The organism is Stenotrophomonas sp. YJH_SMC_64 (genome assembly GCF_059371375.1).
Window position 1 is genome coordinate 255,317 of sequence record NZ_JCAFUN010000003.1, and the last position, 23,605, is coordinate 278,921.

The 23,605-nt window shown below is 66.8% G+C and carries 22 protein-coding genes; 15 read left to right on the forward strand and 7 right to left on the reverse strand.

Annotated elements, in window-relative coordinates; genetic code table 11:
- Positions 1–73 precede the first annotated feature (73 nt).
- From AC5P9L_RS04435 to AC5P9L_RS04445, 3 genes are all read right to left on the reverse strand, one after another.
- Positions 74–877, reverse strand: a complete 804-nt coding sequence (locus AC5P9L_RS04435) for an SDR family oxidoreductase (RefSeq protein ID WP_012481308.1) — start codon at positions 875–877, stop codon at positions 74–76.
- On the reverse strand, positions 874–1,440 hold the full coding sequence (locus tag AC5P9L_RS04440) for a DUF1415 domain-containing protein (RefSeq protein ID WP_164225394.1): 567 nt from the start codon (positions 1,438–1,440) through the stop codon (positions 874–876). The genes AC5P9L_RS04435 and AC5P9L_RS04440 overlap by 4 nt, the downstream gene beginning before the upstream one ends.
- Before the next feature lie 101 nt (positions 1,441–1,541).
- Complete coding sequence (locus AC5P9L_RS04445; protein WP_005411107.1) at positions 1,542–2,024, reverse strand: YajQ family cyclic di-GMP-binding protein; 483 nt, start codon at positions 2,022–2,024, stop codon at positions 1,542–1,544.
- Between the two features lie 126 nt (positions 2,025–2,150).
- Here AC5P9L_RS04445 and AC5P9L_RS04450 point away from each other — a divergent pair, with 126 nt between their 5' ends.
- The 3 genes from AC5P9L_RS04450 to AC5P9L_RS04460 all read left to right on the forward strand — a co-directional run bounded on the left by AC5P9L_RS04450 (position 2,151) and on the right by AC5P9L_RS04460 (position 4,942).
- The gene (locus tag AC5P9L_RS04450; RefSeq protein ID WP_076739054.1) at positions 2,151–3,047 is read left to right on the forward strand and encodes a DMT family transporter; all 897 of its coding nucleotides are present in this window, start codon (positions 2,151–2,153) and stop codon (positions 3,045–3,047) included.
- Positions 3,048–3,248: 201 nt separating this feature from the next.
- Positions 3,249–4,256, forward strand: a complete 1,008-nt coding sequence (locus AC5P9L_RS04455; RefSeq protein WP_005411105.1) for a methionine ABC transporter ATP-binding protein — start codon at positions 3,249–3,251, stop codon at positions 4,254–4,256.
- Entirely contained in the window at positions 4,253–4,942 is a 690-nt protein-coding gene (locus tag AC5P9L_RS04460; protein ID WP_005411104.1) for a methionine ABC transporter permease, read from the forward strand. The genes AC5P9L_RS04455 and AC5P9L_RS04460 overlap by 4 nt, the downstream gene beginning before the upstream one ends.
- A 70-nt stretch (positions 4,943–5,012) precedes the next feature.
- Here the strand turns inward: AC5P9L_RS04460 and AC5P9L_RS04465 are convergent, their stop codons facing one another.
- A complete protein-coding gene (locus AC5P9L_RS04465; RefSeq protein WP_005411103.1) occupies positions 5,013–5,615 on the reverse strand; it encodes a lipocalin family protein in 603 nt (200 codons plus the stop codon).
- A gap of 128 nt (positions 5,616–5,743) precedes the next feature.
- Here AC5P9L_RS04465 and AC5P9L_RS04470 point away from each other — a divergent pair, with 128 nt between their 5' ends.
- Positions 5,744–6,064, forward strand: coding sequence for a hypothetical protein (locus AC5P9L_RS04470; RefSeq protein ID WP_076739052.1), 321 nt, complete (start codon positions 5,744–5,746; stop codon positions 6,062–6,064).
- Between the two features lie 69 nt (positions 6,065–6,133).
- Entirely contained in the window at positions 6,134–8,230 is a 2,097-nt protein-coding gene (locus tag AC5P9L_RS04475; RefSeq protein WP_076739051.1) for a prolyl oligopeptidase family serine peptidase, read from the forward strand.
- Between the two features lie 127 nt (positions 8,231–8,357).
- On the opposite strand, the gene AC5P9L_RS04480 is transcribed toward AC5P9L_RS04475, so the two are convergent.
- Positions 8,358–9,551 carry a pyridoxal phosphate-dependent aminotransferase gene (locus tag AC5P9L_RS04480; protein WP_172476267.1) on the reverse strand — a complete coding sequence of 398 codons (1,194 nt, stop codon included), beginning with the start codon at positions 9,549–9,551 and terminating at the stop codon, positions 8,358–8,360.
- 220 nt (positions 9,552–9,771) lie between these two features.
- Between AC5P9L_RS04480 and AC5P9L_RS04485 the strand changes: the two genes are divergently transcribed.
- From AC5P9L_RS04485 to hslU, 8 genes are all read left to right on the forward strand, one after another.
- Positions 9,772–11,883 carry a S9 family peptidase gene (locus tag AC5P9L_RS04485; RefSeq protein ID WP_076739049.1) on the forward strand — a complete coding sequence of 704 codons (2,112 nt, stop codon included), beginning with the start codon at positions 9,772–9,774 and terminating at the stop codon, positions 11,881–11,883.
- Positions 11,884–11,937: 54 nt separating this feature from the next.
- Positions 11,938–12,363 carry a YbaN family protein gene (locus AC5P9L_RS04490; RefSeq protein WP_100438140.1) on the forward strand — a complete coding sequence of 142 codons (426 nt, stop codon included), beginning with the start codon at positions 11,938–11,940 and terminating at the stop codon, positions 12,361–12,363.
- A gap of 82 nt (positions 12,364–12,445) precedes the next feature.
- Entirely contained in the window at positions 12,446–12,718 is a 273-nt protein-coding gene (gene lptM / locus AC5P9L_RS04495) for an LPS translocon maturation chaperone LptM (protein WP_005411097.1), read from the forward strand.
- Positions 12,711–13,562 (forward strand): diaminopimelate epimerase, encoded by an 852-nt coding sequence (dapF, locus tag AC5P9L_RS04500; protein WP_005411096.1) that lies wholly within the window; start codon positions 12,711–12,713, stop codon positions 13,560–13,562. The genes lptM and dapF overlap by 8 nt, the downstream gene beginning before the upstream one ends.
- Positions 13,559–14,233 carry a DUF484 family protein gene (locus AC5P9L_RS04505; protein ID WP_005411095.1) on the forward strand — a complete coding sequence of 225 codons (675 nt, stop codon included), beginning with the start codon at positions 13,559–13,561 and terminating at the stop codon, positions 14,231–14,233. The genes dapF and AC5P9L_RS04505 overlap by 4 nt, the downstream gene beginning before the upstream one ends.
- A gap of 13 nt (positions 14,234–14,246) precedes the next feature.
- Positions 14,247–15,143 (forward strand): tyrosine recombinase XerC, encoded by an 897-nt coding sequence (xerC, locus tag AC5P9L_RS04510; protein ID WP_005411094.1) that lies wholly within the window; start codon positions 14,247–14,249, stop codon positions 15,141–15,143.
- Between the two features lie 85 nt (positions 15,144–15,228).
- Positions 15,229–15,780 (forward strand): ATP-dependent protease subunit HslV, encoded by a 552-nt coding sequence (gene hslV, locus AC5P9L_RS04515; protein WP_005411093.1) that lies wholly within the window; start codon positions 15,229–15,231, stop codon positions 15,778–15,780.
- Positions 15,781–15,883: 103 nt separating this feature from the next.
- Entirely contained in the window at positions 15,884–17,257 is a 1,374-nt protein-coding gene (hslU, locus tag AC5P9L_RS04520; protein WP_005414521.1) for an ATP-dependent protease ATPase subunit HslU, read from the forward strand.
- Between the two features lie 96 nt (positions 17,258–17,353).
- Here the strand turns inward: hslU and AC5P9L_RS04525 are convergent, their stop codons facing one another.
- Positions 17,354–18,346: a Gfo/Idh/MocA family protein gene (locus AC5P9L_RS04525; protein ID WP_495230543.1), complete on the reverse strand. Its 993-nt coding sequence runs from the start codon at positions 18,344–18,346 to the stop codon at positions 17,354–17,356.
- A gap of 45 nt (positions 18,347–18,391) precedes the next feature.
- Complete coding sequence (gene smeT, locus AC5P9L_RS04530; RefSeq protein WP_005411090.1) at positions 18,392–19,051, reverse strand: efflux transporter SmeDEF transcriptional repressor SmeT; 660 nt, start codon at positions 19,049–19,051, stop codon at positions 18,392–18,394.
- Between the two features lie 224 nt (positions 19,052–19,275).
- Here smeT and smeD point away from each other — a divergent pair, with 224 nt between their 5' ends.
- Together smeD and smeE are read left to right on the forward strand one after the other, a co-directional pair.
- The gene (gene smeD, locus AC5P9L_RS04535; RefSeq protein WP_164225391.1) at positions 19,276–20,460 is read left to right on the forward strand and encodes a multidrug efflux RND transporter periplasmic adaptor subunit SmeD; all 1,185 of its coding nucleotides are present in this window, start codon (positions 19,276–19,278) and stop codon (positions 20,458–20,460) included.
- A 12-nt stretch (positions 20,461–20,472) separates the two neighbouring features.
- Positions 20,473–23,595: a multidrug efflux RND transporter permease subunit SmeE gene (gene smeE / locus AC5P9L_RS04540; RefSeq protein ID WP_005411088.1), complete on the forward strand. Its 3,123-nt coding sequence runs from the start codon at positions 20,473–20,475 to the stop codon at positions 23,593–23,595.
- Positions 23,596–23,605: the final 10 nt, after the last annotated feature.

Sequence of the window (23,605 nt, forward strand, 5' to 3'; positions counted from 1 at the left end):
CACTTCACCGCCATCCACGCATGGCGTGGGTCTGCCGGAATGCCGGCCAGCGGCCGGCACTACCGAAGACCGGTCATTCGGCGTAGATCATCTTCCGGGTCATGCCGCCGTCGACGATGAAGTCCTGGCCGGTGCTGAAACCGGACAGCGACGACAGCAGGTACACCGCCAGTGCACCGATATCTTCAGGGCGGCCGACCCGGCCGACCGGATGCTGTGCGTGGTCGATGGCCGAGTACTCTGGTTCATGGCGCCGTGAGGGTGCCTGCCACGCAGTGGTACCGACCCAGCCGGGGCTGATGCTGTTTACCCGCACCGCCGGGCCGGCGCTGATCGCCAGCGCATGGGTGAAGGCCACCAGGCCACCCTTGGCCGCCGCATAGGCCTCGCTGTGCGCTTCGGATTGCCAGGCGCGGGTGGAGGCGATGTTGATGATCGCGCCCGCAGCACTGTCCGTCAGCGCCGGCAGCGCGTGCTTGCTGCACAGGAAGGCGCCATGCAGCGACGACAGCCGGCGTTGCCATTCGTGCCAGTCCATGTCCTGCAGCCGCGTGCCGTGCGGCCCGGCGATGCCGGCATTGTTGACCAGCCCGTCGATGTGGCCGAAACGCTGCAGCGCCTCGGCGATGAAGTCGCGCACGCTGGCTTCGTCGGTGATGTCCAAACGCTGGAACGCGGCATCCTCACCGCGCTGCCATTCGTCCAGGCAGGCCTGGCCGGCCTCCCTATCGAGGTCGCCGATCAGCACGCGTCCGCCGGCACCGAGCACGGCCTGGGCAATACCGCGACCGATGCCGTTGGCGCCGCCGGTGACCAGCACCACCTTGCCCGACAGTGGCGCGGCCGGCCATGCGGCAATCGGCGGCACCGTGCTCACGTCAGGTCTTCGCCGCGCAGGCGACGATGCCAGCCGTCCACGCCGATGCGGTCCAGGGTCTGGATGTTGCGCTCGACGATCACGTCCGGGTCCGGATAGACATCCACCGCGCGCGCCACGCTGTCTTCGCGCAGCAGGTGCAGGGTGGGGAAGGGCGCGCGGTTGGTGTAGTTGCTGGCGTCGTCCGCGGCCACGCCGTCGAACTGGTAGTCCGGGTGGAAGCTGGCCACCTGCAGGATCCCCTGCAGGTCCAGCGCCTCGATCGCCGCATCGGCGTTGTCGAGGAAGTCGTTGTAGTCGAGGAAATCGCTCAGCACCTGCGGATGCACGATCAGCGTCGTGTCGATCTGCTCGGCCGGCGTGTCGCGCAGCAGCACCAGCTCCTCGGCCAGCTGTTCAACCAGCGCTTCCGGTGTGGTCGCATCGCTGAGCACGATGCGGACCTGGTCCTTCACATAGACCGCCTTGGCGAACGGGCACAGGTTCAGGCCGATGACGATGCGCTCCAGCCACAGGCGGGTAGCGGCGATCGGATCATCGGTGGGCAGCGGGGAATCGGTCATGGCGGGCACGTCGGCTGGCGGGGCCGACATTGTAGGCGCGTCGCTGGCAACGCGCCGTCGTACCTGCGGCTGGCAGCGCCGGGGGATTCCCGGCAGGTGGCTCAGTCGCGGAAATTGTTGAACTGCAGCGGCAGCTCGAACTTGCCGGCCTTGAGCACGGCGATGGCGTCCTGCAGGTCATCGCGCTTCTTGCCCTGCACGCGCAGCTTGTCGCCGTTGATCTGGCTTTCCACCTTCAGCTTGGCGTCCTTCAGGGCCGCCGCGATCTTCTTGGCGATCTTCTGCTCGATGCCCTGCTTGACGGTGATCTTCTGCCGGGCCTGGGCCAGGTTGGTCTCGATGTCGCCGAACTCCAGGCTGAGCACGTCGATGCCGCGCGCGGCCAGGCGAGCACGCAGGATGTCGTTCATCTGCTTGAGCTGGAATTCGGTCGGCGCGAACTGATTGATGACATCGCCGTCGCGCTCGAACTTTGCGTCCACGCCCTTGAAGTCGAAGCGGGTGGCCAGTTCGCGGTTGGCCTGGTCGATGGCGTTGGTCAGCTCGTGGGTGTCGACTTCGGACACGACGTCGAAGGAAGGCATGGGCGATGCTCCGCAGGTTTCAGTGGCGATCATTCTATCGTGCCGGCCCGCGTGCCCGCTTTCTGTGGAGCCCGGCCCATGCTCGGCGGCCGCCCTACAATCCGGTGCGGTCGGCGATAATGGGCCATGAACGTGCAACGCTCCCCTTCGCGTGCGGTGGCCTGGATGGTCGCTGCGGTCGCCTGCTTCTCGCTGATGGACGCCGGCATGAAGCAGCTGTCAGCCAGCTATCCCACCCTGGAAGTGACTTTCCTGCGCGGTGCGGCCTCGCTGCCGTTCGTACTGGTGTGGGTGCTGGTCAGCGCCGGGCCGCGCTCGCTGGTGCCGCGCCGCTGGGGCCTGCACCTGCTGCGTGGCGCGCTGGGCTTGGCGATGATCGGCTGCTTCGTGTTCGCCCTGCGCGACCTGCCGCTGTCCACCGCCTACACCATCTATTTCGTCGCTCCGCTGCTGATCGCCGCGCTGTCGGTACCGCTGCTGGGTGAGCGGGTCGGGCCGCGGCGCTGGGTGGCCATCGGTATCGGCCTGATCGGCGTGCTGGTGGTGCTGCGGCCGGGTGTGGACGGCTTCATCTCGGTGCCCGGCCTGATGGTGCTGGCCGCGGCCACCGCCTATGCCGTGGCCGCGATTACCGTCAGCCTGCTGACCCGCACCGATACCTCGCAGTCGATGGTGGTCTGGTTCCTGGTGATCATGGCCATCGGTGCCGGCCTGCTGTCCATTCCCGGCTGGGTGCCGCTGCAGCTGGCACACGCGCCGCTGATCGCTGGCATGGGCCTGGCCGGGGCATTGGGCCAGATCGCCCTGACCCGGGCGTTCCAGCTGGGCGAGGCGTCGATGATCGCGCCGCTGGAGTACAGCGGCCTGGTCTGGGTGATCGGCTGGGACCTGGCCTTCTGGGGCCAGCTGCCGGATGGTTACACCTGGGTGGGCGCCGCGATCATCGTGGCTTCGGGCCTGTACCTGCTGCACCGGGAACGCCTGAACCGGGTGCAGCCGCCGAAGCCGCTGGATCATCCCTGAGCCCGGGGGTAGTGCCGGCCGCTGGCCGGCAACCCCTTGCGCCGGAGGGACCGCTGCAGGTGCCGGCCAGCGGCCGGCACTACCGGGGACAGTTTCTTAGAACCAAAAGGAATAACATTCTGGGCCATGGCGCGGGCGCGCGACCGCCTGCGCTGGTAGGCTGCACGCCCCCTTCCGTCACCCAGCCGGTGAGCCACGCCCGTGATCGAGTTCCAGCGCCTGCACAAATCCTATGCCGTTGCCGGCCGCGAAGTCAGCGCGCTGCAACCGTTGGACCTGACCATCGAGGCCGGTGAGGTGTTCGGCATCATCGGCCATTCCGGCGCCGGCAAGTCGACACTGATCCGCATGATCAACCGCCTGGAAGAACCCAGTGGTGGCCGGCTGCTGATCGGCGGTGAGGATGTCACCGCGCTGGACGCGGACGGCCTGCGCGCGCTGCGCCGGCGCATCGGCATGATCTTCCAGCACTTCAACCTGCTGTCCTCGCGCACGGTGGCCGGCAATGTCGCCTTCCCGCTGGAACTGGCCGGCACGCCGAAGACGGAGATCGACGCGCGCGTGGCCGAGCTGCTGCAGACCGTGGGCCTCGAAGCGCATGCGCAGAAGTATCCGGCGCAGCTGTCCGGTGGCCAGAAACAGCGCGTCGGCATCGCCCGCGCGCTGGCGACCCGCCCGCAGATCCTGCTGTGCGACGAGGCCACCAGTGCGCTCGACCCGCAGACCACCGCTTCGGTGCTGTCGCTGCTGTCGAAGATCAATCGCGAGCTGGGCCTGACCATCGTGCTGATCACCCACGAGATGGACGTGATCCGCCGTGTCTGCGACCGCGTTGCGGTGCTCGATGCCGGCCAGATGGTCGAAACCGGTCCGGTCACCCGGGTGTTCCTGCACCCGCAGCACCCGACCACGCGCCGTTTCGTCAGCGAATCGGAGCATGTGGACGAGGGCACGCTGCACCGCGATTTCGATGCCGTCGGTGGCCGCATCGTGCGCCTGACCTTCCTCGGTGGCGATACCTACGAACCCCTGCTCGGCCGCGTCGCGCGCGAGACCGGGGTTGACTACAACATCCTGTCCGGTCGCATCGACCGGATCAAGGACACCCCGTATGGCCAGCTGGTGGTCGCCCTGGTGGGCGGCGACCAGTCCGCCGCGCAGGCCGCATTCGTGGCCGCCGGCGTGCATGTTGAGGAGCTGCGTCGATGATCATCGCTACTGCCGGCGGATTCTTCCGCCACCTGGACGCGGGCAAGTGGGCCGACATCGGCCAAGCCACCATCGACACCCTGCTGATGCTGCTCGGTTCGCTGCCGCTGACCCTGGCCATCGGCCTGCCGCTGGGCGTGCTGCTGTACCTGTTCGGCGCACCGCAGATGAAGCGCCGGCCATTTGCGTACGGCGTGCTGGCGCTGGTGGTGAACCTGCTGCGTTCAGTGCCCTTCATCATCCTGATGATCGTGCTGATCCCGGTCACCCTGTTCCTGATGGGGACGTCGCTGGGTGTACGCGGTGCGATCGTGCCGCTGGTCATCGGTGCCGCGCCGTTCTACGCGCGCCTGGTCGAGACCGCACTGCGCGAAGTCGACCGTGGCGTGATCGAAGCGACCCAGGCGATGGGTGCCACCACCTGGCAGCTGGTCACCCGCGTGCTGCTGCCGGAAGCGCGCCCGGGCCTGATCGCTGGCGCAACGGTCACCACCGTCGCGCTGATCGGCTTCACCGCGATGGGCGGTGCGATCGGCTCCGGTGGCCTTGGCGACCTGGCCTTCCGCGACGGCTACCAGCGCTCGCACACCGACGTGGCGCTGGTCACCGTGGTCCTGCTGCTGATCCTGGTGCAGCTGCTGCAGATGCTTGGCGACCGCCTGGTCGCGCATTACAGTCGCAGATAACAGAATGCCGGGCGGCGCCCGGCATCTTGTTCGGGTAGTGCCGGCCGCTGGCCGGCAATCCCACGTGCGGTCAACGCACGTTCGGTACTTCGTAACCCAGCTTCCCGACCTGCTCCGGGTGCTGCGGCACGCGCTTGAGCTTGTCGGTGTTCACCCCGTACTCGTCACGCAGGCGCTCGGCCAGCTCCTTGTACAGGGCTTTGTCCATGTCCGGCGTACGCGAGAAGATCCAGGCCATCTCGCGGCCCGGGTAACCGATCAGTGCCCACGAGTAATCCGGTGCCACTTCCAGCACCCGCGAATGGGTAGGCACGACGCGGTAGAACCAGGTGCGCCAGCCGTGGTTGCCGCTGTCCGGGTCGACGCTGGCGCGGGCACGCACTTCCTGCAGCGGTTCGCCGAAGCCATCACGGTAGCGGTAGGTGATGCCGACCTTGTGCTCGTCGCGCAGTTCGTAGTCGTTGACGCTGGCCACATGGCCACGTTCGATGAAGTTCGGCACGCGGCCGATCACGTACCAGGTGCCCATGAAGCGCTTCAGGTCGATCGGCGCATCCGGGTCGGTCGCGCGCGGGGTGCTGGCGCGGGGCGATGGCGGCTCACTGGCGGCCACGGCGGGGCCCGCCAGGGACAGGGCCAACAGCATGGCGCAGAGCGGGCGGATCGAAGTCATGCGGGAGCGGGCTCAGAAGGGCTTTGCCTGAGCATGGTCGACTGAGCGTGCGCGATCCGTCAATGGTGTCGCAACCTGTGAGAAGGGCCTTGCCCAAGCTGGGTTGCATTGTCCACCGGAGAAGCCCCATGAACGCACGTTCCGTCCGCCGCCCTGCAACTGAACGCGTCATCATTGAACGCGCCGATCCGCGCCTGCTGCGCAGCGTGCGGCAGGTGGCCCTGGCCGGCCTGGCGCTGGTACTGGTCTGGCCAGCCGCGCGCGGCAGCAACGCCTGGCTGGGCTGGCTGCCGATGTGGCTGGTGGGCATGCCGCTGGTGGCCTGGTGGGCGCTGCTGCGCTTCCCTGTGCCGCGCCTGTCGTGGCTGCGGCTGGCCCGTCGCACCGGTGGACAGGCACATCGTCGCACCGCCGGGACGCCCCGCCGTCGCCGCCGCGCTACGGCCTGACCTTCGACACGGGGGCGGCTGCAGCGATCCATGCTAGCGTTCCACGGCTTATGACTGCCTGGAGCTGCAATGTCTCGACTCGCTTCCGCCTGCCTGCTGGCTGGCATGATGACCGCTGCCTCGGTGGGGAGCGCCGTGGCTGCTGAAGACACCGATCGCTACGCCTGGCTGGAGGACGTCACCGGCGACAAGCCGCTGTCCTGGGTCAAGGAACAGAACGCCAAGTCCGAGGCGCGCCTGGCGCAGACCCCGGCCTTCAAGCAGATGGAGACCAGCATCCGCGAGGTGCTCGACTCCGATGCCAAGATTCCCGCCGTGCAGAAGATCGGCGACTACTATTACAACTTCTGGAAGGACCAGCAGCACGAGCGTGGCCTGTGGCGCCGCACCACGCTGGCCGAATACCGCAAGGCCTCGCCGCAGTGGGAGACCGTGCTTGACCTCGATGCCCTGAACAAGGCCGAGGGCGAGAACTGGGTCTGGCACGGCGCCGACTGCCTGCGCCCGGATTACAGCCGCTGCCTGATCGCGCTGTCGCGCGGTGGTGCCGACGCCGACGTGACCCGCGAGTTCGACCTGGCCAACAAGACCTGGATCAAGGACGGCTTCTTCCGTCCGGAGTCGAAGGGCGGCCTGAACTGGATCGATCGCGACACTGTATTCGTCTACACCGACTTCGGTGCCGGCTCGATGACCACCTCCGGCTACCCGCGCGTGGCCAAGCTGTGGAAGCGTGGTACGCCGATGGCCTCCGCCAGCGTGGTGTATGAAGGCAAGCCGGAAGACATGTACATCGCGGCGATGCACGATGACACCCCGGGCTTCGAGCGCAACCTGGTCAGCCGCACGCTGGCGTTCTACAACAACGAGATCTACCTGCGTGGCGACGATGGCACGCTGACCAAGATCGATGCGCCGAACTCGGCCGAGAAGGGCCTGCACAAGCAGTGGCTGACCCTGGAGCTGCGTGATCCGTGGACCGTGGGTGGCAAGACCTATGCGTCCGGTTCACTGCTGGCGACCAGGCTGGATGACTTCCTGGCCGGCAAGCGTGAGTTCGACGTGCTGTTCACCCCGACCGCGACCACCTCGCTGGCCAGCGCCACCTGGACCAAGAGCCACCTGGTGCTGAACGTGCTGGATGACGTCAAGAACCGCCTGTCGGTGCTGACCCCGGGCGCCAATGGCTGGCAGACCAGCCGCTTCGTCGGCGCGCCGGCCTTCGGCACACTGGGCGTGGCCGCGGTGGACAGCAACGACAGCGACGCGGTGTGGCTGACCGCCACCGACTACCTGACCCCGACCACCCTGGCGCTGGCCGAGATCGGGCAGGCCCCGGAAACGCTGAAGACCATGCCGGCCTTCTTCGATGCCAAGGGCAAGGTGATCGAGCAGCACTTCGCCACCAGCAAGGACGGCACCCGCGTGCCGTACTTCGTGGTGCACGACAAGGCGATGAAGCTGGACGGTTCCAACCCGACCCTGCTGTACGGTTACGGTGGTTTCGAGATCTCGCTGACCCCGGGCTACTCCGGTGGCATGGGTCGCGCCTGGCTGGAGAAGGGCGGCGTGTACGTGGTTGCCAACATCCGTGGCGGCGGCGAATACGGCCCGCGCTGGCACCAGGCGGCGCTGAAGCAGAACCGCCACAAGGCCTATGAAGACATGGCCGCGGTGGCACGCGATCTGGTCAAGCGCAAGATCACCAGCGCCAGGCACCTGGGCGTGCAGGGCGGCAGCAACGGTGGCCTGCTGACCGGCAACATGCTGACCCAGTACCCGGAACTGTTCGGTGCGGTGGTGGTGCAGGTGCCGCTGCTGGACATGAAGCGCTACAGCCATCTGCTGGCCGGTGCCTCGTGGATGGCCGAGTACGGCAACCCGGATACCAGCGACTGGGCGTTCATCAAGACCTTCTCGCCGTACCACCTGTTCGACGCGAAGAAGAAGTACCCGCCGGTGCTGTTCACCACCTCCACCCGCGATGACCGCGTGCACCCGGGCCACGCCCGCAAGATGGCGGCGAAGATGATCGACGCCGGCAAGGACGTGACCTACTACGAGAACATCGAAGGTGGCCACGGCGGTGCAGCCAACAACGCGCAGGCCGCACACATGTCGGCGCTGGCCTACAGCTTCCTGTGGGAGCGGTTGGGCGGTAAGTAAGCAGACAGGCAGAACGGAAAACGCCGCCCCAGGGCGGCGTTTTTCTTTATCCGCTAGTGCCGGCCGCTGGCCGGCAACCGCATCATTCACGCATTCCCGGGTTGCCGGCCAGCGGCCGGCACTACCGTCAACGTGATCCCTGCCAGCGCTGCAACCCACGCGCGATCCGTGCCACCGCCTCCTGCAACCGCGGCACTTCCTGGGTATAGGCCAGGCGCACGTGCTGGTTGGCGCGATGGAAGCCGAAATCCAGCCCGGGCGTGAATGCCACGTGCTCGGTTTCCAGGAAATGGGCGCAGAACGCCTGTGCGTCATCGGTGAATGCGCTGACATCGGCGTACAGGTAGAACGCACCCTGCGGCTCGACTTCGATGCGGAAGCCCAGCTCGCGCAGCGCGGGCAGCAGGAAGTCGCGGCGCTGGCGGAACGCTTCGCGACGCTGTTCGAAGATCGACATCGCTTCGTCGCTGAAACACGCCAGTGCGGCATGCTGGGCGATGCTCGATGCGCTGATGTACAGGTTCTGCGCGAGTTTCTCCAGGTCCGGCACGGCTGCTGGCGGTGCCACCAGCCAGCCCAGCCGCCAACCGGTCATGCCGAAGTATTTGGAAAAGCTGTTCAGCACGAATGCGCTGTCATCCACCTGCAGCACGCTGGGTGCATCCAGGCCATAGGTGAGGCCGTGGTAGATCTCGTCCACCACCAGGTGACCACCGCGCGCGTGCAGGGTCTTCGACAGGGCGGCCAGTTCGTCGGCGGAGAGCACGGTGCCGGTCGGGTTGGCCGGTGAGGCAACCAGCGCGCCGACGCTGTCGGCACTCCAATGCTGTTCCACCAGCGACGGTGTGAGCTGGTAGGCAGTGTCCGGGCCGACCGGCACCAGCTGTGCGCCGCCTTCAACGAGGCGCAGGAAGTGGCGGTTGCACGGATAACCCGGGTCGGCCAGCAGCCAGTGGCGGGCGGGATCGACCAGCAGGCTGCTGGCCAGCAGCAGCGCACCGGAGCCGCCGGGGGTGACCAGGATGCGTTCGGGGTCGATGTCCAGCCCGTAGTGGCTGCGATAGAAGCCGCTGATCGCCTGGCGCAGGGCTGGCAGGCCACGTGCGGCGGTGTAGCGGGTATGGCCGGCGGCCAATGCGGCCTGGCCAGCACGCACGATCGGTTCGGCGGTGGTGAAGTCCGGTTCGCCGATTTCCAGGTGGATCACGTCGTGGCCGGCCTGTTCCAGCGCCTGCGCGCGGGCCAGCAGGGACATCACGTGGAACGGAGCGATTTCATGGCTGCGCCGGCTGTAGCCCGGCGTATGGGGCAGGGTACTCATGCAGCCCATGGTACGCCGCGCACCGGGGTCACGCGCTCTGGCAGTGCCGGCCGCTGGCCGGCAACCGACCCACCCGCAGGCCGTGAGGGTGCCGGCCAGCGGCCGGCACTACCGGCAGGCATGGCCACCATGACGTTCCGCAGGGTTGCCCACCGTCCTTCCGCAACCCAGACTCGGGCGCAAGGACGCCATTGCATTGCCCCTCAAGGAGCCCTATCTCATGAAATCCACCCTCTGCCTGTTGCTTGCCAGCCTGATGACCACCACTGCCACCGCCGCCACTCCGCCCGTTCCGCCGGATGCCGCCAAGCATCCGCATGTGGTCAAGGCGCCGTTCGGCGCGACCCGCAACGATGACTATTACTGGCTGCGCGACGACAAGCGCGGGAACAAGGACATGCTGGCCTACCTGCAGGCCGAGAATGCCTATGCCGACCAGCTGCTGGCGCCGCTGAAGCCGCTGGAGGACACCCTGTACAAGGAGATCGTCGGCCGCATCAAGCAGGACGATTCCAGCGTGCCGGCGCGCGAGCGTGGCTACTGGTACTACAGCCGCTTCGAAACCGGCCAGGACTACCCGATCCACGCACGCCGCAAGGGCAGCATGGAGGCCGCCGAGGAAATCCTGCTGGACGTCAACGCGATGGCTGCCGGCAAGGGCTATTTCAGCGTCGGCTCGATGGAAGTCAGCCAGGACAACCAGCTGCTGGCCTGGGCCGATGATGATGTCGGCCGCCGCCAGTACACCATCCGCTTCAAGGACCTGGCCACCGGCAAGGTGCTGCCCGATGTGATCACCGGCAGCTCGGGCGACCTGGTCTGGGCCGACGACAACCGCACCGTGCTGTACGTCGAGAACGATCCGGAAACGTTGCTGACCGTGCGCGTGAAGAAGCACGTGCTGGGCACCGCGGCCAGCGCCGACACCATCGTCTACGAAGAGAAGGACGACAGCTTCTACATGGGCATCGGCCGCACCCGCGACGATCGCTTCATCACCATCGGCGTGCACAGCACCGTGTCCTCGGAAGAGCGTTACGCGCCGGCCAGCGACCCGACCCACTTCACTGTGCTGGCGCCGCGCCAGCGCGATGTCGAGTACGACGCCGACCACTACGATGGCCGCTGGGTGATCCGCACCAACGACGGTGCGAAGAATTTCAAGCTGGTCACCGCACCGACCGATGCGACCTCGCGTGCGCAGTGGAAGGACTGGATCGCGCACGACGATGCGGTGTTCATCGAAGGCTTCGAACTGTTCGATGGCTACACCGCCATCGCCGAACGCTCCGAGGGCCTGGAACGCATCCGCCTGCTGTTCAAGGATGGTCGCAGCGACTACGTGAAGGCCGACGAGCCGGCGTACTCGATGGGCCTGGGCGACAACACCGAGGCCGATACGCCCTGGTTGCGCTACGTCTACACCTCGATGACCACCCCCACCACCGTGTTCGAACTGAACACCGCCACCGGTGAGCGCCGCCAGCTGAAGGTGCAGCCGGTGATCGGCTATGACGCGTCGAAGTACGAAACCGACCGCGTCTGGATCACCGCGCGCGATGGCGTGAAGGTGCCGGTGTCGCTGGTCTACCGCAAGGGCTACCAGAAGGATGGCAAGGGCGCGTTGTTCCAGTACGCCTATGGCAGCTACGGCATGTCGATGGACCCGTACTTCAACCAGACCGCGGTGAGCCTGCTCGACCGTGGCGTGGTGTATGCCATCGCCCACATCCGCGGTGGCCAGGAAATGGGCCGCGACTGGTACGAGAACGGCAAGCTGCTGCACAAGCAGAACACCTTCAACGACTTCATCGACGTCACCCGTGGCCTGGTGGCGCAGGGCTGGGCGGCGAAGGACCGCGTGGCGGCATCCGGCGGCAGTGCCGGTGGCCTGCTGATGGGCGCGGTGGCCAACCAGGCGCCGCAGGACTACCGCGTGATGGTGGCCCAGGTGCCGTTCGTCGACGTGGTGACCACCATGCTCGACCCGACCATTCCGTTGACCACCAACGAGTACGACGAGTGGGGCAACCCGGAGCAGAAGCAGTTCTACGACTACATGCTGTCCTACTCGCCCTACGACAACGTCAGCAAGCAGGCCTATCCGGCGCTGTTCGTGGGCACCGGCCTGTGGGATTCGCAGGTGCAGTACTGGGAACCGGCCAAGTGGGTGGCCAAGCTGCGTGACGACAACACCGGCCACTACCCGATCCTGTTCCGCACCAACATGGAAGCCGGCCATGGCGGCAAGTCGGGGCGCTTCCAGCGCTACCGCGAGCTGTCCGAGTCGTACGCATTCGTGCTGCAGCAGCTGGGCATCGCCCAGCCGTGATCGCGACAGGGTGCCGGGCACTGCCTGGCACCCTGAACCGGTATCCTTGCGGCCATGAGCGCGCCAGATCCTTCCGTCCCTCGCGATGCCACCACGCCTCCGCGCGTGGTGCGTTTCCGCTGGGCGTGGTGGCTGCTGGCCTATGTCAGCCTCGGCACCGGCATCGTCGGCATCTTCGTACCGGGCCTGCCGACCACCGTATTCATCCTGATCTCGGCCTGGGCCGCCTCGCGTGGCTCCGAACGCCTGCACAACTGGCTGCTGCAGCATCCACGCTTCGGCCCGGCCATCGCCAACTGGCAGGCACACGGGGCGGTCAGCCGCTACGGCAAGTGGATGGCCGCGATCACCATGGCGGTATGCGCCGGCATCATGCTCTGGTGCGTGCCGATTGCCTGGGTGAAGTGGTTCTCGATCGGCAGCATGACCGTGGTGGCGATCTGGCTGTGGACCCGGCCGTTGCCGCCCACCGCGGATTGAGCACCTGCGGTAGTGCCGGCCGCTGGCCGGCAACCCGATCCCCTGCACCAACCGCTCAGCCGCCAATGGCTATACTCGGGGCATGAAGATCCCCCATCGAAACGCCATCCTGATTCCGCTGGCAGCGGCTTCGCTGCTGTTCCTCGCCGCCTGCGGCAACAAGGGCCCGCTGGTACTGCCGCAGAAGCCGGTGCCGGTGGAAGAAACCGTCGAACCTGTTGCCGAGCCCGCTACCGAAGCGACCCCGGCGCAGACCGAAGGCAGCGGCACCCCGGCCACGACCGTGGAGCCGGCTGCACCGACCACGCAACCGGCGCCTGCGCCTGCGAAGAAGGTGGGCGGCGGGAATGAGTAAGGCCGGTTCCAAGGCCCTGCGCTTCAGCAAGATGCATGGCGCGGGCAATGATTTCGTAGTGATCGACCTGCGTGACGGCACCGCGCCGCCCACGCCTGAACTGGCCGCGCAGCTGGCCGACCGCCACACCGGCGTCGGCTGCGATCAGATCCTGACCATCGAAGCGCCGCGCGCGGAAGGCGCGGTGGCGTCGTACCGCATCTGGAATGCCGACGGCTCCAATTCCGAACAGTGCGGCAATGGCGCGCGCTGCATCGCCGCCTGGCTGGTGCGCGAAGGCAGTGCGCAGGGCGACCGCTTCGTCATCGACAGCCCGCTGGCCAGCCATGAGGTGGAAGTGCTGGGCGATGGCCAGTTCGCGGTGACCATGGGCGTGCCGGCGTTCGAGCCGGCCAACGTGCCGCTGGTGGGTTTCGCCCACGCGCGCGAGGAATACCTGCTGCCGCTGCAGGGCGAAAGCGTGCGTTTCGCTGCGGTGTCGATGGGCAACCCGCATGCGGTGATCGAAGTGGGCCTGATCGATGCTGCACCGGTCGAGCGCGTCGGTGCGCTGCTGCAGCAGCATGCCTCGTTCCCGCGCTCGGTGAACGTGGGCTTCGCCCAGGTGATGGGCCCGGCGCATGCACGTCTGCGTGTGAATGAACGCGGCGTCGGTGAAACCCTGGCCTGCGGCAGTGGCGCCTGCGCCGCTGCGGTGACCCTGATGCAGCGCGGCCGCCTGCAGCGTGATGCACGCATCAGCCTGCCCGGTGGTGACCTGCGCATCCAGTGGCCGGGCGATGGCCAGCCTGTGGTGATGGCCGGCCCGACTGCATTCGTCTTCGAAGGGGAGTGGATGGCATGACCGAAACCGTCGACAAGCTCGGGGCCCACGAAGTCGCTGCCTGGTTGCGGCGACATCCCGGCTTCCTCAAGCAGTTCCCGGACCTGGCCCTGACCCTGGTGGTGCCGCGTGACGACGGCCCGACCGCGTCGCTGGCCAGCTACCAGCTGGAGGTGCTGCGCGAGAAGAACCGCGAGTTGGCACGACGGTTGGCCGACCTGGGCGCGACTGCCCAGGTCAACGAACGCCTGGCGGTGCGCACGCACCAGCTGACCCTGGCGTTGATGAAGCAGGACAACGCCGCCGACACCCTGCGTGCGATGGCGGCCTCGCTGCAGGAAGATTTCGCCGGCGACCTGGTGCGATTGGTGGTGCACACGCCGGTGGCCGGGCTGGAACAGGCCGACTGGTTGCAGGTGATCGCCGCCGATGATCCGCAGCTCGGCCCGTTCCGCGACTGCCTGAAGGACGGCGAGCCGATCTGCGGCCGCCTGCAGCCGGAAAAGAATGCTGTGCTGTATGGCGTGCGCAGCGAGGAAGTGCAGACCACCGCGCTGCTGCCGTTGCCGGGCGTGGGCCTGATTGCGGTGGGCAGCCACGATCCGAACCGTTTCTATCCGGGCATGGGCACGCTGTTCCTGCGCATGATGGGCGACGCCCTGGTCGCCGGCCTGAAGCGCTTCCCGGGCTGAGCAGGACACGACGATGAGCGCGGTACAGGCCTTCCTGCAGCATCTGCAGGTAGAGCGGCGGATGTCGGCGCATACGCTCGATGCCTACCGCCGTGACCTGGACGCGCTGTCGGTCTGGGCCGAGCCGCGCGGTGTTGCGGTGGAGGCACTCGATGCCGACGCGCTGCGCCAGTTCGTCGCCGATGAGCACCGCCGTGGCCTGTCGGCCAAGAGCCTGCAGCGCCGCTTGTCCGCCTGCCGCAGCTTCTATGCCTGGCTGCTCAAGCACGGCCGCATCGAGGTCAGTCCTGCAGCAACGCTGAAGGCGCCGCGCGCGCCGCGCCGGTTGCCACAGGTCCTCGACGCCGATGAGGCCGTGCAGCTGGTCGAGCTGGAGCCGGAAGGTGAACTCGGCCGCCGTGACCGCGCGCTGCTGGAACTTTTTTATTCTTCCGGCCTGCGCCTGAGCGAAGTCTGCGCGCTGACCTGGCGCGATCTGGATTTCGACAGCGGGCTGGTCAACGTGCTGGGCAAGGGCAATCGGCAGCGCCGCGTGCCGTTCGGCCGGCCGGCGCGCGAAGCGCTGCAGGCGTGGCGCGCCGAAAGTGGCGGTGGTCCGGCCTCGCCGGTATTTCCCGGCCGCAACGGACCGATCAGCCAACGCGCGGTGCAGATCCGCATCCGCCAGCTGGCGCAGCGCCAGGGCCTGTTCAAGCACGTGCACCCGCACATGCTGCGGCACAGTTTCGCCAGCCATATCCTGGAATCATCCGGTGATCTGCGCGGCGTGCAGGAGCTGCTGGGCCATGCCGACATCGCCACCACCCAGATCTACACCCACCTGGATTTCCAGCACCTGGCCAAGGTCTACGACGCGGCGCATCCGCGCGCGAAGCGTCGAAGCAGCAGCGAGGGCAGCGGAGAAAGCTGAACGTTGCCCGTGCGGCAGCCGGTCGCGGGTGGCTTGAAGGGCGCAGGGCAGTCCCCACCTCTGGTTCTGTCACCCCGGAGGCATCATGGACCCCAGTCAGAACCCCAACGTTTTCCACGCCACCACCATCGTCTGCGTCCGTCGCGGCGAGCACGTGGCCATTGCCGGCGACGGCCAGGTCACGCTGGGCCACACCGTGATGAAGGGCAATGCGCGCAAGGTGCGCCGCCTCGGTCGTGATGGCCAGGTGCTGGCCGGCTTTGCCGGTGCCGCCGCCGATGCCTTCACCCTGTTCGAGCTGTTCGAGGCCAAGCTGGAAAAGCACGGCCAGTTGCAGCGTGCTGCGGTCGAACTGGCCAAGGATTGGCGCACCGAGCGCCGCCTCGGAAAGCTTGAAGCCCTGTTGGCCGTGGCCGACAAGGAAACCTCGCTGATCATCAGCGGCACCGGCGATGTGATCGAACCGGAGGACGGCATCATCGCCATCGGTTCCGGTGGCTCGTATGCACTGTCGGCCGCCCGTGCGCTGATGGCACACACCGAACTGGATGCGCGCACCATCGCCAGCGAAGCGATCGGCATTGCCGGCGATATCTGCATCTACACCAACCGCAACGTGGTGGTCGAGGAACTCTGAGGGTCGCGCCGGCTGCTGGCCGGCAACCTCATGATCCCCCACACGCGTGCCTGGTTGCCGGCCAGCGGCCGGCACGACCGACAACGAATTCGTGAGCACATCCATGTCGAAGATCGAAGTTTCCTCCGCCACCATGACCCCGCGCGAGATCGTGCAGGAACTGGACCGGCATATCGTGGGCCAGCACGACGCCAAGCGCGCCGTGGCCATCGCCCTGCGCAACCGCTGGCGCCGCATGCAGCTGGTGCCTGAGCTGCGCAATGAAGTGATGCCGAAGAACATCCTGATGATCGGCCCGACCGGCGTCGGCAAGACCGAGATCGCGCGTCGCCTGGCCACGCTGGCCAACGCGCCGTTCGTGAAGGTCGAAGCCACCCGCTTCACCGAAGTCGGATACGTCGGCAAGGACGTCGAGCAGATCATCCGCGACCTCGCCGATACCGCAGTGAAGCTGTACCGCGAACAGGCCAAGGTGCGCGTGCGTACCCAGGCCGAGGAACGCGCCGAAGACCGCATCCTCGATGCGCTGCTGCCGCGCCGCAGCGGTGGCATCGGCTTCGATCCGGAAGTCGCCCGCAACGAACCGTCGGCGCAGGACAACGAGACCCGCATCAAGTTCCGCAAGATGCTGCGCAACGGTGAGCTGGACGAGCGCGAGATCGAACTCGACCTGGCCGCCAATGTCAGCATGGACATCATGACCCCGCCGGGCATGGAGGAAATGGGCCAGCAGCTGAAGTCGATGTTCGCCAACCTTGGCGGCGGCGCGAAGGCACACAAGCGCACGCTGACCATCAAGGCCGCGCGTCCGCTGCTGATCGAGGAAGAGGCCGGCAAGCTGGTCAACGAAGACGATATCCGCACCGCGGCGATCGAAGCCTGCGAGCAGCACGGCATCGTCTTCATCGACGAGATCGACAAGGTCGCCAAGCGTGGCGATAACGTGGGCGGCGGCGATGTCTCCCGCGAAGGCGTGCAGCGCGACCTGCTGCCGCTGGTGGAAGGCTCCAACGTGTCCACCAAGTACGGCACGATCAAGACCGACCACATCCTGTTCATTGCATCCGGTGCGTTCCACCTGGCCAAGCCCAGCGATCTGATTCCGGAGCTGCAGGGTCGCTTCCCGATCCGCGTTGAACTGGGTGCGCTGAGCAAGGGTGATTTCGTGCGCATCCTGACCGAGCCGAAGGCCGCGCTGACCAAGCAGTACGAGGCGCTGCTGGCTACCGAGGGCGTCAAGGTCAGCTTCACCGCCGACGCCATCGAGCGCCTGGCCGAAATCGCCTTCCAGGTGAACGAGCGCCAGGAGAACATCGGTGCCCGTCGCCTGCATACGGTGCTGGAGCGCCTGCTGGATTCGCTCAGCTACGAGGCACCGGACCGCGATGGCGAAAGCCTGGCGATCGACAGCGCCTACGTCGACAAGCACCTGGGTGAGCTGGTGCAGGACCCGGACCTGAGCCGCTACATCCTGTAATGCCCGTTGGAGTCGGATCCCTCGCCCCAGCGAGGGCTCTGACCCCGCCCGCTGCAACAGAAAAGGCCGCCGCAGGGCGGCCATTTTCTTGTGCGGTCAGCGCGATTGCCGGGTGCGGTAGTCCCGCAGCACCTGGTCGATCACCGCACTGGTGCGGGCGGCGCTGATGCTGGTCGAGGGCGAACGGCCGTTGCCGCGCAGCTCGTCCACGAGGGAGACGATCAATGGCTGCTGGACCGATGGCGGGTTCGGGATGTCGAATGCCTGCATGCCCGCTTCGGTCTCCAGAACCACTGGAACGTCCTCGAAGGTGGCAAAGCGCAGCTGCCCGCGGTCGCCGGTGATCTCGACCTCATCCAGGCGCCGGAACGCGCAGAAGCTCCATTGCGCGATGCCGTGCGCCCCGCTGCCGGTACGGAAGCACATCGAGACACTGTCCTCGGCGGCGTAGGCGCCGGTCAGCGAACTGGCCAGGCCACGCACGTCGCTCAGCGGCCCCAATAGATGGTCGAGCAGGTCCAGGGTATGCGAGCCCAGATCGACGAACAGCCCGCCGCCGGCGATCGACGGATTGGTCCGCCAGAAGTCGGGCGATGCGGCATTCGCCGAATGCGGCCGATGCAGGATGGCGCGCACGCTGCGCGGCGTTCCGATCGCGCCGTTGTCCAGCAGCTGCTTCACCTGTGCGAAGCGGGGCAGGGCACGGCGGTAGTAGGCCACGAACACGGGCACGCCGCTGCGGGCGCTGGCCGCGATGATGCGCTGGCACTCGTCGTGGTCCATGGCCATCGGCTTTTCGATGTAGACCGGCTTGCCCGCGGCGATCGCCTGCAGCGCGTAATGCATGTGCGTCGAGGGCGGCGTTGCCACGTAGACCGCGTTCACTTCCGGATCGGCGATGAGTGCGTCGGCGTCCGCGTACCAGCGCGGAATCGCGTGGCGCCGCGCATAATCCTCGGCCAATCCCGCATTGCGGCGCATGACCGCTGCCACCCGTGAGCCGGGTGTGCTGGCCAGGGGGGGGGCGCTCTTCTTCTCGGTGACGCTGCCACAGCCGATGAAGCCCCACACCACGTTGTCCAGGATCACGGGGCTGTCCTCAGATGGGCGCGGCGGTGGCGGCAGCAGCGCCACTCACGCTTCGGGCAGCGGCTCGGGCACAGTGCCCGGCACGAACACGCCGTCCTTCACGTAGGCGGCCAGGGTCATGTCCAGTGCGAGCATGCCGTCGCGCTTGAGGTCCATCAGGTCCGGTTCGACCATCGCCCCGTGCAGCACGCCCAGCACGGTGGCATGCAGCATGCGCGCGGCGATCTTGGGGTCGGCGCCTTCGCGCAGCTGGCCCAGATCGCGGGCGCGGCGCAGGGCACGCTCCATCCGGTCCAGCGCATCGCGGAATCCGGCCTGCTGCATTTCGGTCAGCACCCTGGTGTCGGCCGAGGCATCGCTGCGCAGCATGATCTCCATGGTCTTGCGCAGGCGCTCGTCTTCGGACAGCTCGATGAAGGAGTGGATCATCACCGCGCGCAGGTCGTGCACGGGGGTGTCGCGCTGGTCGGTCGAGGTGCGCTCCAGTTCCTGCATGAAGGGCAGGTGCACCCGTTCGACGATCGCGGCCAGCACCTCGCTCTTGTTCTTGAAGTGCCAGTAGACCGCGCCACGGGTATAGCCGGCGCGGGCGCCGATCATCTCCAGCGTGGTACGGGCCACGCCGTGTTCATGGAAGCAGGCTTCGGCGGCGTCAAGGATGCCTTCCCGGGTTGCCTGGGTGTCCTCTTTGGTCTTGCGGGCCATGTAGGTACGAGTGCGGGTGAAACGTGGCTGAATTGTACCGGTTTACAAACAAACAAGCATGTATGTATATTTCGCTCCCATCATTCCCGTCGTGTGCGTGGCAGGCCGGTCCGGCTCCCGCTCCACCCGGGTGGGCGCTGTTCTCACGGTCTTCACCTTTACCGGTCGAAGGGTCCGCCGTATCAGCGCCGGCTGAGATCCTTTCCTTCAAGAGCCTTTCCGTCATGTTGCTGAGCCGAATCCGACCCTTTGCACTGTCGCTGGCCATCGCCGCAGCCGTGGCTGCCTGCGGCGGCCAACCCCAGGCCCCCGAGCAGGGCCCGGGTGACGTCACCGTGGTCACGCTGAAGTCCGAGACCGTGGGCCTGACCCGCGAACTGCCGGGCCGTACCACCGCCTTCCTGGTCGCCGAAGTGCGCCCGCAGGTCAACGGCATCGTTGCCAAGCGCCTGTTCACCGAAGGCGGCATGGTCAAGGCCGGCGAGCCGCTCTACCAGATCGAGGACGCCAGCTATCGCGCCCAGGCCAACAGCGCCCGCGCCCAGCTGGCCCGCGCCGAAGCCACGGCCAACGCCGCGCGCCTGAGCGCCAAGCGCATCACCGAGCTGGCCAAGGTCGACGCGGTCAGCCAGCAGGACCTGGAAAACGCCGTGGCCGCGCAGAAGCAGGCCGAGGCCGATGTCGGTGCCGCCAAGGCCTCGCTGGACGCGGCCAACGTCACCCTCGGCTATGCCCGCATCACCGCGCCGATCAGCGGCCGCATCGGCAAGTCCAGCGTTACCCAGGGTGCGCTGGTCAGCGCCGGCCAGGCCAATGCACTGGCCACCGTGCAGCAGCTGGACCCGATCTACGTCGATCTGACCCAGTCCTCGGCCGAGCTGCTGCAGCTGCGCCGCGAACTTGCTGCCGGCCGCCTGCAGGACAACCAGACGCTGCCGGTCAGCATCCTGATGGAAGACGGCAGCACCTTCGAGCACAAGGGCACGCTGGAGTTCTCTGAAGTGAGCGTCGATCCAGCCACCGGCAGCTTCGGCCTGCGCGTGAAGGTGGACAACCCGGACGGCCTGCTGATGCCGGGCACCTACGTGCGCGCGGTGATCGGCGGCGGCGTGCGCAGCGATGCGGTGCTGGTACCGATGCAGGGCATCGCCCGCGATCCGAAGGGCGACACGACCGCGATGGTGGTCGGCAAGGACAACAAGGTCGAAGTGCGCCCGGTCAAGGTCAGCCGCACGGTCGGCGACAAGTGGCTGGTCGAGGACGGTCTGAAGGCCGGCGACAAGGTCATTGTCGAAGGCCTGCAGAAGATCGGCCCCGGCATGCCGGTCAAGGCCACCGAGAAGGGCGCTGCTCCGGCCAAGCCGGCAGCGGCCGCCCAGCCTGCCGCCCCGGCCGGCGACGCGAAGTAAGCGGAGAACCCCATGGCACGCTTTTTCATCGATCGACCCATCTTCGCGTGGGTGATCGCCATCATCATCATGCTCGCCGGCGGCCTGGCCCTGTTCAAGCTGCCGGTCTCGATGTACCCCAACGTCGCACCGCCGGCGGTGGAAATCAGCGCCACCTACCCGGGTGCATCGGCCAAGGTGGTCGAGGACTCGGTGACGCAGATCATCGAGCAGAACATGAAGGGCCTTGATGGCCTGATCTACTTCTCCTCCAACAGCTCGTCCAACGGCCAGGCCACCATCACCCTGACCTTCGAGAGCGGTACCAACCCGGACATCGCCCAGGTGCAGGTGCAGAACAAGCTGCAGCTGGCCATGCCGCTGCTGCCGCAGGAAGTTCAGCGGCAGGGCATCAACGTGGCCAAGTCCAGCTCGGGCTTCCTGAACGTCATCGCGTTCGTGTCCGAGAACGGCAGCATGGATGCCAACGACATCGCCGACTACGTCGGTTCCAATGTCGTCGATCGCCTGAGCCGCGTGCCGGGCGTGGGCAACATCCAGGTGTTCGGTGGCAAGTACGCCATGCGCATCTGGCTGGATCCGAACAAGCTGCATACCTATGGCCTTTCGGTTGCGGAAGTGACCGCAGCGATCAAGGCACAGAACGCGCAGGTGGCCATCGGCCAGCTTGGCGGTGCACCGTCGATCAAGGGCCAGCAGCTCAACGCCACCATCAACGCGCAGTCGCGCCTGCAGACCCCGGAACAGTTCCGCAACATCATCGTGCGCGGTGCGCAGGACGGTGCCGAGCTGCGCCTGGGGGATGTCGCCCGCGTCGAGCTGGGTGCCGAGTCCTACGACTTCGTCACCCGCTACAACGGCCAGCCGGCCAGCGGCCTGGCGGTGACCCTGGCCACCGGCGCCAACGCGCTGGATACCGCTGCTGGTGTGAATGCCGCGCTGGAAGACATGAAGAGCTTCTTCCCGGCCGGGCTGAAGGCGGAGGTCCCGTACGACACCACCCCGTTCGTGCGCGTGTCGATCAAGGGCGTGGTGCAGACCCTGATCGAAGCGATCGTGCTGGTGTTCGTGGTGATGTACCTGTTCCTGCAGAACTTCCGCGCCACCCTGATCCCGACCATCGCCGTGCCGGTGGTGCTGCTGGGTACCTTCGGCGTGCTGGCCATGCTCGGCTTCTCGGTGAACATGCTGACCATGTTCGCGATGGTGCTTGCGATCGGCCTGCTGGTGGACGATGCCATCGTGGTGGTGGAGAACGTCGAGCGCATCATGTCCGAGGAAGGACTGTCGCCGCTCGAGGCGACCCGCAAGTCGATGGGCCAGATCACCGGCGCGCTGGTGGGCATCGGCCTGGTGCTGTCGGCGGTGTTCGTGCCGATGGCCTTCATGAGTGGCTCCACCGGCGTGATCTACCGCCAGTTCTCGGCCACGATCGTCTCGGCGATGGCATTGTCGGTGCTGGTCGCGATCGTGCTGACCCCGGCGCTGTGCGCGACCATGCTCAAGCCGCTGAAGAAGGGTGAGCACCACGTCGCCCACCGCGGCCTGGCCGGTCGCTTCTTCAATGGCTTCAACCGTGGATTCGACCGCACCAGCGAAAGCTACCAGCGTGGCGTGCGCGGCATCATCCATCGCCCGTGGCGCTTCATGGGCATCGTGGCGGCGCTGTTCGTGCTGATGGGCGTGTTGTTCGTGCGCCTGCCCAGCTCATTCCTGCCCAACGAAGACCAGGGCGTGTTGATGGCGCTGGTGCAGGCCCCGGTGGGTGCCACCCAGGAACGTACGCTGGAATCGATCGCGGCACTGGAAAACCACTTCCTGCAGAACGAGAAGGATGCGGTGGACTCGGTGTTCTCGGTGCAGGGCTTCAGCTTCGCCGGCATGGGCCAGAACGCCGGCATGGCATTCGTCAAGCTGAAGGACTGGAGCGAGCGTGACGCCAACAATGGCGTGATGCCGATCACCGGACGCGCGATGGCGGCCCTGGGCCAGATCAAGGATGCCTTCATCTTCGCCTTCCCGCCGCCGGCCATCCCGGAACTGGGCACCGCCTCGGGCTATACCTTCTTCCTGAAGGACAACAGCGGCCAGGGCCACGAGGCACTGGTGGCCGCGCGCAACCAGCTGCTCGGCCTCGCCGCCGGCAGCAAGAAGCTGGCCAACGTGCGCCCGAACGGCCAGGAGGACACGCCGCAGTTCCGCATCGACATCGACGCGGCCAAGGCGACCTCGCTGGGGCTGTCAATCGACCAGATCAACGGCACGCTGGCCGCCGCGTGGGGCAGCTCGTACATCGACGACTTCGTCGATCGTGGCCGCGTCAAGCGTGTGTTCGTGCAGGCCGACCAGCCGTTCCGCATGGTGCCGGAGGACTTCGATCTCTGGTCCGTGAAGAACGACAAGGGTGAAATGGTGCCGTTCAGTGCCTTCGCCACCAAGCACTGGGATTACGGTTCGCCGCGCCTGGAACGCTACAACGGTGTGTCGGCCATGGAAATCCAGGGCGAACCGGCCCCGGGTGTCGCCTCCGGTGATGCCATGGCCGAGATCGAACAGCTGGCCAAGCAGCTGCCGGCGGGCTTCGGCATCGAATGGACGGCGATGTCGTACCAGGAGCGCCAGGCTGGCTCGCAGACGCCACTGCTGTACACGCTCTCGCTGATGATCGTATTCCTGTGCCTGGCCGCGATGTACGAAAGCTGGAGCGTGCCGACCGCAGTGCTGCTGGCGGCCCCGCTGGGCATCCTCGGCGCGGTGCTGGCCAATACCTTCAAGGGCCTGGAACGCGATATCTACTTCCAGGTGGCGATGCTGACCACGGTGGGCCTGACCAGCAAGAACGCGATCCTGATCGTGGAGTTCGCCAAAGAGAACCTGGAGAAGGGCGCAGGCCTGATCGAATCGATCATGCATGCCGTGCGCGACCGCCTGCGTCCGATCGTGATGACCTCGCTGGCCTTCGGCATGGGCGTGGTACCGCTGGCGATCTCCACCGGTGCCGGTTCCGGCGCCAAGCAGGCGATCGGCACCGGCGTGCTCGGCGGCATGATCGTCGGCACCGTGCTCGGTGTGTTCTTCGTGCCGCTGTTCTTCGTGGTGGTGCAGCGCGTGTTCAAGCGCAAATCCACGACGTGACCTGAAACGG

Excerpts from the sequence above, each read along its gene's own strand:
- AC5P9L_RS04440 (WP_164225394.1), bottom strand. The coding sequence starts at position 1,440 with ATGACCGATTCCCCGCTGCCCACCGATGATCCGATCGCCGCTACCCGC.
- AC5P9L_RS04445 (WP_005411107.1), bottom strand. The coding sequence starts at position 2,024 with ATGCCTTCCTTCGACGTCGTGTCCGAAGTCGACACCCACGAGCTGACC.
- AC5P9L_RS04450 (WP_076739054.1), top strand. The coding sequence starts at position 2,151 with ATGAACGTGCAACGCTCCCCTTCGCGTGCGGTGGCCTGGATGGTCGCT.
- AC5P9L_RS04460 (WP_005411104.1), top strand. The coding sequence starts at position 4,253 with ATGATCATCGCTACTGCCGGCGGATTCTTCCGCCACCTGGACGCGGGC.
- AC5P9L_RS04465 (WP_005411103.1), bottom strand. The coding sequence starts at position 5,615 with ATGACTTCGATCCGCCCGCTCTGCGCCATGCTGTTGGCCCTGTCCCTG.
- AC5P9L_RS04470 (WP_076739052.1), top strand. The coding sequence starts at position 5,744 with ATGAACGCACGTTCCGTCCGCCGCCCTGCAACTGAACGCGTCATCATT.
- AC5P9L_RS04475 (WP_076739051.1), top strand. The coding sequence starts at position 6,134 with ATGTCTCGACTCGCTTCCGCCTGCCTGCTGGCTGGCATGATGACCGCT.
- AC5P9L_RS04480 (WP_172476267.1), bottom strand. The coding sequence starts at position 9,551 with ATGAGTACCCTGCCCCATACGCCGGGCTACAGCCGGCGCAGCCATGAA.
- AC5P9L_RS04485 (WP_076739049.1), top strand. The coding sequence starts at position 9,772 with ATGAAATCCACCCTCTGCCTGTTGCTTGCCAGCCTGATGACCACCACT.
- AC5P9L_RS04490 (WP_100438140.1), top strand. The coding sequence starts at position 11,938 with ATGAGCGCGCCAGATCCTTCCGTCCCTCGCGATGCCACCACGCCTCCG.
- lptM (WP_005411097.1), top strand. The coding sequence starts at position 12,446 with ATGAAGATCCCCCATCGAAACGCCATCCTGATTCCGCTGGCAGCGGCT.
- dapF (WP_005411096.1), top strand. The coding sequence starts at position 12,711 with ATGAGTAAGGCCGGTTCCAAGGCCCTGCGCTTCAGCAAGATGCATGGC.
- AC5P9L_RS04505 (WP_005411095.1), top strand. The coding sequence starts at position 13,559 with ATGACCGAAACCGTCGACAAGCTCGGGGCCCACGAAGTCGCTGCCTGG.
- xerC (WP_005411094.1), top strand. The coding sequence starts at position 14,247 with ATGAGCGCGGTACAGGCCTTCCTGCAGCATCTGCAGGTAGAGCGGCGG.
- hslV (WP_005411093.1), top strand. The coding sequence starts at position 15,229 with ATGGACCCCAGTCAGAACCCCAACGTTTTCCACGCCACCACCATCGTC.
- hslU (WP_005414521.1), top strand. The coding sequence starts at position 15,884 with ATGTCGAAGATCGAAGTTTCCTCCGCCACCATGACCCCGCGCGAGATC.
- smeT (WP_005411090.1), bottom strand. The coding sequence starts at position 19,051 with ATGGCCCGCAAGACCAAAGAGGACACCCAGGCAACCCGGGAAGGCATC.
- smeD (WP_164225391.1), top strand. The coding sequence starts at position 19,276 with ATGTTGCTGAGCCGAATCCGACCCTTTGCACTGTCGCTGGCCATCGCC.
- smeE (WP_005411088.1), top strand. The coding sequence starts at position 20,473 with ATGGCACGCTTTTTCATCGATCGACCCATCTTCGCGTGGGTGATCGCC.